The organism is Leeuwenhoekiella sp. MAR_2009_132 (assembly GCF_000687915.1).
Taxonomy (GTDB): Bacteria; Bacteroidota; Bacteroidia; order Flavobacteriales; family Flavobacteriaceae; genus Leeuwenhoekiella.
Window position 1 is genome coordinate 1,464,690 of the sequence record NZ_JHZY01000002.1, and the last position, 13,200, is coordinate 1,477,889.

General features: G+C 43.0%; 9 protein-coding genes. 6 read left to right on the plus strand and 3 right to left on the minus strand.

What is annotated here, in order from left to right; genetic code table 11:
- The first annotated feature begins 41 nt into the window (after window positions 1-41).
- From P164_RS06250 to P164_RS06260, 3 genes are all read left to right on the plus strand, one after another.
- A complete protein-coding gene (locus P164_RS06250; protein WP_028375587.1) occupies window positions 42-980 on the plus strand; it encodes a helix-turn-helix domain-containing protein in 939 nt (312 codons plus the stop codon).
- Between the two features lie 74 nt (window positions 981-1,054).
- Entirely contained in the window at window positions 1,055-1,495 is a 441-nt protein-coding gene (locus P164_RS06255; protein WP_051621252.1) for a MauE/DoxX family redox-associated membrane protein, read from the plus strand.
- Window positions 1,496-1,576: 81 nt separating this feature from the next.
- Window positions 1,577-1,855 carry a DUF6520 family protein gene (locus P164_RS06260; RefSeq protein WP_028375589.1) on the plus strand — a complete coding sequence of 93 codons (279 nt, stop codon included), beginning with the start codon at window positions 1,577-1,579 and terminating at the stop codon, window positions 1,853-1,855.
- A 54-nt stretch (window positions 1,856-1,909) separates the two neighbouring features.
- On the opposite strand, the gene P164_RS06265 is transcribed toward P164_RS06260, so the two are convergent.
- The 3 genes from P164_RS06265 to P164_RS06275 are packed head-to-tail and all read right to left on the minus strand — an operon-like array spanning window position 1,910 to window position 9,108.
- Entirely contained in the window at window positions 1,910-4,729 is a 2,820-nt protein-coding gene (locus P164_RS06265; protein ID WP_028375590.1) for a M16 family metallopeptidase, read from the minus strand.
- Entirely contained in the window at window positions 4,716-6,110 is a 1,395-nt protein-coding gene (locus tag P164_RS06270) for a RagB/SusD family nutrient uptake outer membrane protein (protein ID WP_028375591.1), read from the minus strand. Before P164_RS06270 ends, P164_RS06265 begins: the two co-directional genes overlap by 14 nt.
- A gap of 4 nt (window positions 6,111-6,114) precedes the next feature.
- Window positions 6,115-9,108 carry a SusC/RagA family TonB-linked outer membrane protein gene (locus tag P164_RS06275; RefSeq protein ID WP_028375592.1) on the minus strand — a complete coding sequence of 998 codons (2,994 nt, stop codon included), beginning with the start codon at window positions 9,106-9,108 and terminating at the stop codon, window positions 6,115-6,117.
- Between the two features lie 764 nt (window positions 9,109-9,872).
- Here P164_RS06275 and P164_RS06280 point away from each other — a divergent pair.
- The 3 genes from P164_RS06280 to P164_RS06290 all read left to right on the plus strand — a co-directional run bounded on the left by P164_RS06280 (window position 9,873) and on the right by P164_RS06290 (window position 13,195).
- Window positions 9,873-10,097 carry a helix-turn-helix domain-containing protein gene (locus tag P164_RS06280; protein ID WP_028375593.1) on the plus strand — a complete coding sequence of 75 codons (225 nt, stop codon included), beginning with the start codon at window positions 9,873-9,875 and terminating at the stop codon, window positions 10,095-10,097.
- 396 nt (window positions 10,098-10,493) lie between these two features.
- A complete protein-coding gene (locus P164_RS06285) occupies window positions 10,494-12,107 on the plus strand; it encodes a type I restriction-modification system subunit M (protein WP_028375594.1) in 1,614 nt (537 codons plus the stop codon).
- 116 nt (window positions 12,108-12,223) lie between these two features.
- Complete coding sequence (locus P164_RS06290; protein WP_028375595.1) at window positions 12,224-13,195, plus strand: TIR domain-containing protein; 972 nt, start codon at window positions 12,224-12,226, stop codon at window positions 13,193-13,195.
- Window positions 13,196-13,200: the final 5 nt, after the last annotated feature.

The following is a 13,200-nucleotide window of genomic DNA, read 5'->3' on the forward strand; positions in this document are numbered from 1 at the left end:
TTCTAATCTCTTCCCCTACTTAAATTTAATAATCTGTAACTATGGATCGACAATTAGAAGGTGAAGATATTAAACGCGTAATGCGTATCAATCGCATGATTATTGAAATGGCCAGTGGGAATTTTAATTTTAGAATTCCGAGCTCATCGCACAATGATGAACTGGAAACGATCACGATGCTATTAAATATGATGGCTGAGGAACTCCAGGAATCCTACAAGAGTTTGTATCTAATCCATACGCGTCAAAGCCAAGAACACGTTGCAGATATCGTATTTGTGCTAGATTCTGATTTAAAGATTAAACATTTTTCATCTTCAACTCATGAATTTCCTTTATTAAACTCAAAAACAATCATTGGTACTGATTTTGTAAAATGCCTCGATAAAAAATCAAGAACATTGTGGAATTCACAAATGATTGACCCTCTTAACTACCCTCCAAAAATTAATCTTCAACTGAAAGTAGCGCAGAAACTAAGCTTACCTGTCAGTTTTTTTCTCAATCAGTTGGAATTCACCAAATCTAATGTCTATTTAATGCTTACAGGAGTACGAACGGTCAATATTCTGAAACAGAATGAAAAAAATCTTAATTCCATTGCACGAATCAAAAACGGAGAAGGAATACCCAAACAAGCTAAATCTGTTTTGAAACGGGAGGTTGATGTGCGTATTATGAAAGAAATACATAATTACATTCAATCTCACCTTGATCAATCCTTAATATCTCTAAGGGATTTAGCACATACGTTTGGAACTAACGAATACAAATTGAAAAAGGGTTTTAAAGAGTTGTATGGGACGACCGTTTATAAATTTCAAATGGAAGAACGTTTAAAAAAAGCCGTGCTACTACTTGAGTCTACTAAAATCCAAATCAAAGTTATTTCAAAACTCGTTGGTTTTAGTGATGTTGCTCATTTTTCAAGATCGTTTAAGAAAAGATACGGCTATAGTCCCAGTCAACTTAGAAAATAAGATAAATCCTTCTAGTACAAATCGCTTTACTATTTGCAAATTATTGTTGCTGACCTTGCATACAAATATTTGATATGTATCCCAAGTCAGCTTATAATTCAAATTTACTTTTAGTGATCTGTACCGCTTTGGTATTTCTCTGGATATACGCTGCAACGGGAAAACTTATCGAATTCGAGCAATTTACAGTTCAAATGAAACAGGTGCCCGTTCTCAAACCTGTTGCTGAATTATTAACCTGGGCAGTGCCTGTAAGTGAATATGTGCTAAGTGCATTACTTCTAATACCTAAAACACGCCGGCTTGGGTTATTAAGTTCTGCAGTATTGATGAGCGTATTTACAATGTATATAGCCGGAATGATACTATTCAGTCCAGAACTACCCTGCTCCTGTGGCGGAATCATTAATGATTTAACCTGGAGTCAGCATTTGCTCTTCAACCTGGTTTTTACGGCTCTGGCTATTTATGGCAGCTATCTGTTTTCCCGTTTTACTAAAAATAACGCCTTATAAAATTAGTCGTGCGCACGATGATGCAGGAGCAGCCGAAAACCTGTAAAACAGAGTAGGCAAAACTTTTTAATACTTTTTATTATGAAAAAATCTAAAATAATGATCCCGGTAATGACACTGGGGCTTGCAGTAGGTTTGGCATTTGCCAATACAACAACAGTAGTAAGTGGTTGGATAGACCTTGATGGCATCCCTACGCAATTAGACTCAGAGCCCTGCCAGGGTACAGGTGAAATTTGCCATGTGAAATTTGACAACGATCCACAGGAGCGGGAATTTCCGGTATATACAGATATGTCACTAACTACCCTTAAGGATAGTAATACGACAGTTCCGTATCAATTACCTGCATTACCTTAATTTAAAAACAGGTAGTAAAAACATCCCCATAGCACACACTATGGGGATGTCATATTAATTTTCATATGCACCTGCGATGAAGACGGAACGATGTTCTGGCACCAGTTTTTGTTGAAACAGTTGTTGCACATCCTGCGGTGAAATTTGATTCAAGTAGCTTTGCACTTCTTCCAACTCGGGCAATCGCATATCCCATTTATAATACCGGTAAGCTTTTTCGAGTACAGACTTTCCCACGATACCTCGCAGATATACCCGCTTCTTAAGCTGCTTCAATTCCTGCTCAGCTAGAGGTCGATTAGTAAACCCTTTCAAAAGCTCCTCCACATCGTGTAGTAAAACAGCTTCCATTCCACCTACTGTGGGAAGGCTTATTGACATATTTCCCTGTTGCAAATCGTAGTTTACATAACTCGCCACACTGTTTACATAAAGCCCCCGCTTTTTTAGAAATCGCAATTCGGGTATCTTACTTTTCAAAACCTGATGCATCAGCTGTAAAGCAACCTGCTCTTTCCAGTCCTTCCGGGCTATTGGCAGGTTATATTCTATTTTAAGTTTTAGTGTTGCGGGTTGCATATGGGGCATCCTATACCGTTTACACACTGATGCCTTAGCTAAGTTATCCTTCATTTGACAGTTCGTATTTACGCGCAGATTTTCTTCTGGTAAATTTCCAAAGTACTTCTTCAATAGCGGAATAATAGTGACCTCCTTAAAATCTCCGCTTATTAAAAAGGTAAACTCCTGCGGCTTTTGAAACAGACTTTTATATACACGGTCCAGTTCAGCCCTATTCGTGTTTTGTACCGCCTTATAGCGCTCCAGAGCTGTAATACCTGCATCGGGATCATCCTTATCCCGCTTACTCAATACATTAAAATCATAATCCTCCTTTCCATATGGCGGATTGTTATATAAAAGAACTTCTTCCTCCTGCCAATAGGTAAAGGCTTTGGGATGTTCCGTTACAGCAGTTAAATACAAATAGGTTAATTGCAACAGTTCTTCCAGCCCTGCCGGTGACGCCTTTAAACGTATTCCACATTCGTGGTCATCTACATACAAAGCCCGGCCATAGATCATACCCTTCTTTTGTAGCAAATCTTGTAATTCAAAAGAGGTAAACCCTCCCACTCCACTTTGATGTACCCAGACTGGTACCAGATAGCCCTTTCTAGTTAGTTCGGCATCCAGGCTTCCGGCACCCACCTTGCGGAATCCGTGTATAGCTAATGGAGCTCCTTTTAGTTGATACAGTATTACCCGAACCCCGTTGTCAAGCCGCAGCTCCATTCCCCCCAATGCATCAAAACCGGCAAGTCTATGACCCACTTCAGAAAGCGCAGCGGCTTCATCTTCTGTAAGGAGTGGGTTAACCCGGGTAGTAGTATATGCCCCTATGTCACTTTGCGTAGTTTCAAACCAACTACGAAACTGGTCTTCAGTCAACGTGAGTACAGATGCACCCTTAGGAGCTACTACTGCTATATCCTTTGGGCCGCCCTGTAAAAATGCTTTCAATGCCGTATTCACCCTTTCATAACTCAATGCTGCCAGCCACTGCTTTTTTAAAGAATCCAGATTAATTTCTAAGGGTTTATGATCCAGGATCCGCTGTCCATAAGCCTTAAAAACAGCTTGTAATGACGAGGTATCCCGTTGCTCGATATGGGTATCCAGCTGCTCTTTGTACTGCTCATAATCCGATTCCGCAATACCATTTTGTTTAAGCCAATTCACCTCGCCCATAACTTCCTGAATACTGGGTTGCTCTCTTCCGGTAAAACAGCTAATTCGTAGACCCAGAGCCGGTAACTCCCCCTCTTTATCTATCCCCAACTCATAGTGCGTAGTATAATCAGTGCGCGTCTGGCGGAGGCTTTTTTCCAATAAGGTATAGACCAGTTCGTTCATCCATTGCTGTCGCAATGCCTGCTCGTTATCTACAGCCGGCATGGGGTTTCTCCAGTATAAATAGATTGTAGTTTGTCCGGGTATAGCTCCATGCTGCTCCCACTGTTCCAGTTTTACAAACTGCCTAGAACGCCCTAAATAATCGTTTTTATAACTTACATATCCATCAGCACCTCCAGGTTTTAAACTTCCAAAATACCTTTTGATATCTTCCGTTACTGCATCCAGATCTTCCACAGCCCCTGCAAGGAGTAAGGTTGTGCGTTGGGGTTGATACCAGTCTTTAAAAAAATCAGAAACCTGCTTCCCGTCAAAATCTTTGATGTGCTTATAATACGCATCGGGGTTTACCGGAGCAGGATAGGCATTAGATAGTAATGCAAGCACACGTGACTCGTCATACGTTCTGTATCCCTTACGATACAGGTATTCTTGATAAAAGCTTTCCTGCTCCGAGTTCAAAAGCGCAGCAGAGGGTTGCAATTTACCTCCGATCAGGCGGCTGAACAAATCCATCCCGGCAGTATACACTTCAGATCCTACACGATCAAATTCATAATTATAAACCGTATGCTCCAGATAGGTTCCGGCTTGTAAAGGCAATCGCTGTGTGCGTATAGCCTTCTGTACAGCTCCCGACTTTGCTGCGGCTTCCTCTCGCAAGATGCTAAAAGGTAAATGCTCAACATAATGAGAAAGATCGCGTTGTCCTTCGGCTTCCATACTATGGCCGGTACCTACATACACATTCATCAAAACAGGTTGTCCTTCCCACGCTGCATTAGATAGAATAACATAACGCATTCCGTTATCCAGTGTTCCGCTGCGCATACTTGTTGCTCGATTACTACCAGCATCCTCCTGCCCATAGGTATATAAACCACAAAGCATAAAGCCCAGTACCATACCCGGTGTCAAAAACCAATGGGTAATTCGCAATAAGTTAATATCCTGCATTTTGAGTAAGATTTGGGTTTTTTAAGATTTCATCCTCGGGGATAGGGTATAGCAAATCGGTTTCCTCGATACCTTCCAGTACATCCTGTGCTCGTCCCGTACGCTTTAAATCCAACCAGCGATGTCCCCATTCACCAAAGAGTTCGTGAGAACGCTCTTCCAGCACCGCTTCAATCAGGCTTTCCTGAGAAAGGGATGTGTTAAACTCCAAAGTCTCCAGACCGGCACGCTCCCGTATAACATTGAGGTCGGCTACTGCCAGCTCCAGTTTACCCTGCCGGGTACGGGCTTCTGCCCGTATGAGATACTGCTCGGCCAGTCGCATAACCATCGAGTATTCGGTATAATCCCCTCCACTGGCATCGTATTGTATTTTGTATTTATTAGGGTAGTAATAGGTTTGTGCGGCCGTTATAAAACTGCCTACCCAATCCTCCCGCCGTTGGTCTCCAGATTCCCAGCTTTGCAGCAAATCCGCACTTAGTTCGACCGGACTTCCGGTGGGAGTAATCCGTAGGAGCAGATTACCGTCTCGTGTATGAATAAAGCTGTTCCCCCAGCCCTCAGGAGATACCTGCCACAAGGCCTCCCGACTATTGGCCAAAAACACACTGTTTAGATCTTCAGGCAATTCATAAAGTTCATCAGCTTCCAGTACTTCACTGCTGTAAGCTTCGGCTAGTTCCCAATTTTCCAAATACAGTTGCACCCGCGCCAGTAAGCCCAGTGCTGTAAAACGGTTCGCCCGGGTACGCTCGTTATCGGGATAGTCATTATCCAGCAATGCAACCGCACGGGTTAAGTCTTCAAGAATAAGATTGTAAATATCAGTTTGCAGACTTCGGGGTTGTAGAGCATTTACCGTATAATTCGTTTGGGTGATTAAGGGTACATCCCCATACAAATTGGTCAACTCAAAGTAGGTAAATGCCCGAATAAAACGTGCCTGGCCTTCCAGTGCTTCACGGGTATCAGCGCTTAGGGCATTGTTCTCTGCAACTCCTTCTATAAGGGCATTACACATATAAATCATGTTGTATGCTCCAGACCACAAATTCAGGTTCAGGCCATTAGAAGCTTCCAGCTGATACCCGGCAAATGCTTCCATATCAGGAACAGCACTTGTGAGACTATAGGTACCTGCACTAAGCCCACCTAAAAAACTTACACTGGCATTACCCCCTGCTGCAAAGGCTGTATTGAATAATTGTATATACATCCCATCCAGAGCTGCCCGGGCTGTGGCGTCATCGCCATATACTGTAGTACTGGTAATACGGTCATTCGGCACCTCTAGAGCTACAAAGGATTCACATCCACTCAGTAAAAATGCCACCAGTAAAGCGGCTACTGCTCTTGGGTATTTTATAATGATTTTCATAAGCTTAAAAATTAAGTTTGAGACCTGCAGTAAGCATTTGCAAAGCAGGTAGGTTAGTGCCGGGAGATTGCGCATCTAGCCCCCGGTATCTGGTAAACGTGAGTAGGTTTTGTCCCTGTAAAAACAGAACACATGAATTAAGTCCCCAGTTTTCTGCAGGGAGCTCATAGCTAAGACCCACTGTTTTAAGTCTTAAAAAAGAGGTGTTGGTATACACCCCAGCACTGGTAAGCAATCGGTTATACGCACGTGAGGCATCTATAGTTTGTGAAGCTTTTTGAACTTCTGCCACGTCCCCGGGGTTCTGCCAGCGGCGCTCATAATCTTCCTGAAGTATAGCACCCAGTCTGCCTGGAGCAATGCCGGGGTAATATTGCTGCCCCTCCTGCAGTACAAACTCCCATAAAAAATCAAGACGTACCCGCCCGTAACTAAGCTCATTGCGCAAACCGCCAAAAAGACTGCGGGTAAGATCTTTTACCCGTACGCGGTCGTCAAAGTTGTACACCCCGTCTTCGTTTATATCTTTAAACGTATACAACCCCGTCTCCGAATCTACCCCGGTATAATCATAGAGAAACTGAATGTTAAGTGATTCTCCCTCTTTGTAGATGTTGGCATACGAACTCTCTTCAATCCCGGGAAAGGCAATCAGGCGATTTTGAGGTATACTCGCGTTAAGTGAAGCCTGCCAGTTAAAGCGACCGGCACGCAAATTTGTAGAAGCTTCAAACTCCCAGCCGGTGTTCTCCACCGTAGCATCCAGGTTGGCCTGTATGCTGGTAAATCCGGTAATAGCAGGCAGGTTGTAACCTACCAGTTGATTAGACGAGCGGTTGCGGTACCAACTGCTACTCAACCGTAACTGATCTTTAAAAAAACCGAGATCAAGCGCTAGCTCCAGCTTGCGGTTACGCTCCCACGAGTAGATAGGGTTAGTAAGTTGGGTGGGATATAGCCCTCCCCCACCCGGAGTGGCAGAATAGGTGTCTAAATACCCATAATCGCCTACCTGATCACTTCCCGTAGAACCATAGCTTCCACGTAATTTAGTAAACGATAAAAAGGTCTTTAAACCTTGCATCCAGCCCTCTTCACTTACAATCCAGGCTGCACCCACTGCTCCAAAACTCGCAAAGCGGCGCGAGGGTCCAAAACGACTGCTCCCATCCCGTCTTCCGGTAAGATTGAGGTAGTATTTACGGGCGTAGTTGATCCCCACACGTCCAAAACCTGCAGCATAGGCATATTCCTGAGTGGTATTATCGGTAACAAATAATTGTTCGGCAGCTGCAAGATTCCCTAGTAGCTGGTCATTAGCATAGCCTATCCCCACCATATTCAGCCCTGTATTTTTACGATGTTGAAAGGTTGATCCTAGCAGCGCATCCAGGTTAAACTTCCCCCAGCTGTTGCGGTAGATAAGCTGCGGCTCGACAATCCACGACTCCCGCTGGCCCCCTACGTGTAACGAACGGGAGTTTATAAAACTCCAAAGTGTAGGATTGTAAAACGTTAAGGGCTGCTTCACCAGTTCATTACTGTGCAGTAACGTATAGCCGCTATTGAGGCGCGCTTCCAGATTAGGGGTTATCGCATACGAGAGACTCAGGCTGCTTATAAGTTGCTGCACCCGGGCTTCACTCTCCCGGTATAGGGTTGAGAAAGGATTGGTCCAGCTTGAGTCTTCCCAGTTGAGTTCCCCAGCATCCCCATACACTTCAGGTGCATTGGGAGCTAGAGATAATCCTGTGCTTACAAAGCTGCTGCCGTCAAACTGCCGGTTGCGATCACTGCCAAAGCTGGTATTAAACTGCAAGCTAAAGCGATCATCACGGCTGTTATGACTGAGGTTCAAATTTGCCGTAAACTTGTTGTATAAATAGTCCCCGGGAAATACAGCGGTCTCTCGTTGATAACCCAGCCCCAGATTAAATCGCATGGTCTCACTACCCCCACTAATTCCCAGATTAACCCCGGTGGTTTGTGCCGTACCTCCAAAAAGTTTTTCCTGCCAGTCGGTATACCGCTGCGAGTCCCAAAGTACCAGATCAGGAGCATTGGTCTGCGTAGGGGTTGCTCCGTCATTGGCAAAGGCTTCCTGCCTTAGGCTAATGTAATCCACTGTTGTAATCAAATCCAGTTTACGGGGTACAACACCGGCACCGGTATATACCTGCGCATTAAAACGGGTCTTTTGCTTCCCGCCTGTTCCTTTTTTTGTCGTGATCAGGATTACCCCGTTTGCTCCACGCGAACCGTAGATCGCCGTGGCATCAGCATCTTTTAAGATTTCGATGCTTTCAATATTGGCGGGGTTCAACGTATTGAGCGGGTCTATCCCTGCGATGTTGGGACTGGTAAGTCCGCTAAAGCTGTTAAGCGGGGCACTGTCTATGGGCACCCCGTTTATGATGTAGAGCGGCAGGTTGCCCGAATTACCAAAACCGCTGCGCAAACTATTTTGCCCCCGTATTTGTACGCTAGGCGCATTACCCGGCACCCCACTGCGCTGCACCACAGAGACTCCTGCCATCCGCCCCTGCAAAGCCGTTAGCACATTGGTTACCGGCTGTCGCTCCAGTTCTTCTGCCGTAACCCGCGCGATGCTGCCCGTTTGCTCCCGGCGGGTGGTATTGTAATAGCCTGCATTGATGGTCACCTCACCCAGATCGGTGATGTCCTGCTCCAATACAATGCTAAAACGCATCTGCGTTCCCACAGGTATGCGTAGGGATTTAAATCCGAGGTAGGCAATACGTAAGGTATCCGTCGCTTGTGCATTCAGGCTAAATGCCCCTTGCAAATCGGTTTGTGTACCCCTGCTGCTGTTCGTTAAGGTGATACTAACCCCGGGAATGGGGTTGTCATTCGTATCGGTAACCCTACCGGATACGACTTGTTGGGGCAATGCTGCCCAAAGTAGATTTCCTGTTGCCCAAAATACGGCAACAAGTATCCACGCAACCCCCGTAAGGCGCGTAGCTTTATTTTTCATAACTTCGTCGTGTTAATAAGTAAAACAATCGTTTTATTTAAGCTCACGCCTTCCCCGCAGATTCCACTCACAGGGGAAGGCTTTTTTGCTTAATGCGGCTTTTTAAAAGCCTCTTTTCTCTTTTTTACAGACCTTGCGGTCTGCAGCTTTTTTTTTAGGCTAATTCACCGGTGTGCTTAAACCGAACATGGTAAAAGCCCGTGCCACTTGTTCAACAAGGACAACCCCCACCCAACTAGAGGATGCTTCGTAGGGAAACAACCCATAACCCACGGGTGATTAGCACGAAGTAACATGTACCCGTAAACACGTTGCGTTGTTCATAAGCAGTTGTGCTTTAAAAGTTGATACTAACAGCCCATAAGGGATGTTGACCATTTTGGCCTGTTTGATTGTAGGGGAAAAAAGGGTGCGAAGCTTTATAGAGAAGAATGCGACTTTGAAAATGGTAGCTGAGGATTGTAAAATGCCCTAATACAAAAAGGGCGTGAACACTCAACTTATGCTATCGCGGTACTGGTATACCGTTGGAACAATAAGTGAGATGAACACGCCCGGGTCGTGAACATCCTAGCTTATCCTCTCGTTCCATAAAATTACCAGTTTTCGATAGCGAGATTCAAAGCGAATGCTTCTAATATTTTATGCCAAGAAGTTTCGCAAATATATAATTATGAAGTAAATATAAATAAAATATTTATTATGTCCTATAGGACATAATTTTTTATGTGCTTTTTGTTTCCTTTTGATCTATGCATGAGTCATTGGAGGAAATAGAAAAGTACATTATTCTAAAGGTTAAAAAGATTCGGGAAAGTAAAGGTGTCAATCAGGAAAACCTTTCAATGGCTATTGGAAAAAACATAAGTTTTATTTCTCAGATTGAGGCTCCCTCTAAAAAATCTAAGTACAATATTATTCATTTAAATCTTATTGCAAAAGTTCTTGAATGCTCTCCTAAAGATTTTTGGCCTGATGAACCGTTATAGTATTCGGCTCCTAAATTTATTTAATTTCTAGCCTTTTATCTAAACTCATTTTCATACACTCTTCATACTCTATCCTAGGCTTTGAGTGGGGGTTGCCTATAGTATGCTATACTGCTATCTCTACTTATTTTAGGAATCGTATTTCAATATCTTCTCGAGAGATTTAGAACTAAAGTCAAATATTTCCATCAAATCCTCAAAAGCATGATTGGAAATTCTATTCCGTTATCCCTATCGTTTAAAGTTTCTACAAAAACGATACTGCTATTCTAATTACTTTAAACAATACAATACTATGAAGATCAACATTTCTTAAAAAATTTAACTAACTTTCCGTTTCGGTTCTTCCCCTACAACGATCCATTAGTTACTTAAAAAAATTACCATTTATTATAAATGATCAAAGCAGATATTGATTTTGAAAAAGAACTCTGGGATGCAGCGAACGAATTGCGTGGCGCGGTATCAGAGAATAACTATAAAAACTACATCCTTCCCCTTGTTTTCGTAAAGCACCTTAGCGAACGCTATGAGGTGGTGCGCGAGGAACTGAAGGAGCAGCTTAATGATCCTGAATCTGATTATTACACTACAGATAAGGAGGAGATCAATTACGTCCTGGAAGACCGGGATGAATACCGCTCCCGGAATACCTTTAAAATTCCGGAAACCGCTTCTTGGCAGTATTTGAAAGACAATGCTGAGCAGGATGATATCAAGGTGAAGGTAGATGATGCTTTTGACGTGATCCAAGAACTTTTAACGGGCTATAACCCGCAGCTGGTAAATATTTTGCCGCGGATCTTTGTGCGGAGTGAACTATCTCCCAAACAAACCGGCGGAATCATCAACCTCCTCTCCCATCCTAAGTTTTCTGAAAAGGAAAATCCCGAAAGCGATATCCTTGGCCGTATCTATGAATATTACATTGGCCGCTTCGCCATGGCTGAAGGTTCGGGTGCGGGGCAGTTTTTTACACCCGGAAGTATCGTAAGATTACTGGTGGAAATCCTGGAACCTTATAAAGGCCGTATTTTTGATCCGGCTTGTGGGAGTGGCGGTATGTTCGTGCAGAGTTTGAAATTCATCAAAGAACACGGCGGAAACAAAAAAGACATCGCGATCTACGGCCAGGAAATGACCGCACAGACTTTACGGTTATGCCTGATGAACCTGATGCTGCGGGATCTTTCTTTTGATATCAAACTGGGAAATTCCTTGCTTGACGACAAATTCCCCAACCTGAAAGCCGACTATATTATTGCCAATCCGCCATTTAATGTGAGCAACTGGCATCCTGAAGATCTACCAGATGGTGATCCCCGATTGTTTGGCCCCAAAGAAGAATTCACTACAGATGGCAGCGCCAATTATATGTGGATGCAAACCTTCTGGCTGCATTTAAGCGACACGGGTACTGCCGGAATTGTAATGGCAAACGGCGCAATGACCTCCAACAACAAAGGCGAGAAAAATGTGCGGCAGCATATGGTAGACCATTCTATGATAGATGCCATCGTGCGCCTGCCCGATAAGCTGTTCCTCACCACCGGGATCCCCGCCTGCCTTTTCATCCTGAGCAAGAACCGCGACGGCAAATACGGCAGCCACCGCGAACGCAATAACGAGATTCTGTTCCTGGACGCCTCCAAAATGGGCACCATGGCCAGCCGGAAACTGCGGGTCTTTAGTGATGATGATATTAATAAAATAGCTGAAACCTACCACAAATGGCGCAATGTCAGCCCGAGCACCTCGACTTCGCTCGGCACAGGCTCCGTCGAAGGGTATGTCGATGTGGAAGGTTTCTCCAAAGCAGCCACCCTAGCCAATGTTCAAAAGCAGGATTACAAACTCACCCCGGGTATTTATGTAGGCACCGAAGCTGAAGAAGATGATGGAATTCCTTTTGAGGAAAAGATGGAGGGTCTCAAGGCACAGTTGTTAGAGCAGTTTGAAAAAGGTGAAGAATTAAAGGAAAAGATTAAAGGCAGTTTTGAGAAGATTTAAAGAAAAATTTAAAGTCGTCTTTTTACTAGAGAAGTAATGGTTAGTGCAATTAACCATTGGGAGTTAATTTTTTTTTTAAATGCATTGTTGGACAACATTAAAGTAAACTAAACTCTATGGCGAGAATTTACATTTTACATTCGAGAGAGGAAGATAATTTTGTTAGGTCTTTAATGAAGAACCTCACCGATTTAGGTCACGACTTAATATTAAGTGATTTTGAAGTTGGCCACGATATAAATTTGTCTCTCAAAAATGCAATGCAGAGTGCTGATATTCAAGTTGCAATTATATCGGACAATGCAATTAGTTCCAGTTACTTTATGAATGAGATGATGCAACTTCGGAATTATTCAGTGCATACAAATCTTCGAAAATTATTTATTCCAATATTTTATCCAAACGTTTCTTTTAATGAATTACCTAGTTCAATAAGAAATATTCAAGGTATAATGTTGAATGGTACGACCGAAAAAGATTCTAAAACAGTTGCTCGAGAAATGGATATTGCCATTAACTCATTTTATGGAAAACAGATAGCAATTGAGGAAGAAGAAAAGGAAGTTAAAGACAAAATTGAGTCTACTGCACCTGAATATATTCAACAGACATTAAGTGACTTAAAGTCTAAAGAAAGTAATATGAAAATGTATGCGGTGGTATGGTATACTATAGGTTTTATAGCACTTCTTGCAGGAGTGGCTGCAACTATATGGTTATCCGATTCAGGTCTGGACAATTTCGGAGAAAAGGAAAATTGGAGTAAAACAATTTTCTTTGCGATAAAGAGTGCCCTTATTATTATACTCTTGATAGCATCATCTAAATACTCTTTCAATTTAGGTAAATCCTATATGAATGAAACAATGAAAATTGCGGACAGGATCCACGCAATTTCCTTTGGAAAGTTTTATTTACAGGTTTTCAACAAGCGTATTGAAGCAGAGGAACTTAAGGACATCTTCCGCGATTGGAACATAAGCACTCAATCATCTTTTTTGGGTTCGAAAAGTGAAGAATTTGATCCCAAAATATTAGAAAAGTTTTCTCAAATAATTGATAAAATTAAGGGAACGGAACCTAAATAAGAAAA